1 pseudogene is annotated in these 246 nt (G+C 49.6%); it reads left to right on the forward strand.

Going from position 1 to position 246, the window contains the following annotated elements:
• A pseudogene (locus SB753_RS40210) lies at positions 1 to 223 on the forward strand (exonuclease); the annotation flags it as partial.
• Positions 224 to 246 lie beyond the last annotated feature (23 nt).

The following is a 246-nucleotide window of genomic DNA, read 5'->3' on the forward strand; positions in this document are numbered from 1 at the left end:
TTACATGGCCCAGGTGCAGTACAGCATGTGGGTGACGCGAAAAAATGCCTGGTACTTTGCCAACTATGACCCGCGTATGAAGCGTGAAGGCCTGCATTATGTCGTGATTGAGCGGGATGAAAAGTACATGGCGAGTTTTGACGAGATCGTGCCGGAGTTCATCGAAAAAATGGACGAGGCACTGGCTGAAATTGGTTTTGTATTTGGGGAGCAATGGCGATGACGCATCCTCACGATAATATCCGG

This window comes from Paraburkholderia sp. SIMBA_053 (assembly GCF_046534895.1).
Taxonomy (GTDB): Bacteria; Pseudomonadota; Gammaproteobacteria; order Burkholderiales; family Burkholderiaceae; genus Paraburkholderia; species Paraburkholderia caledonica.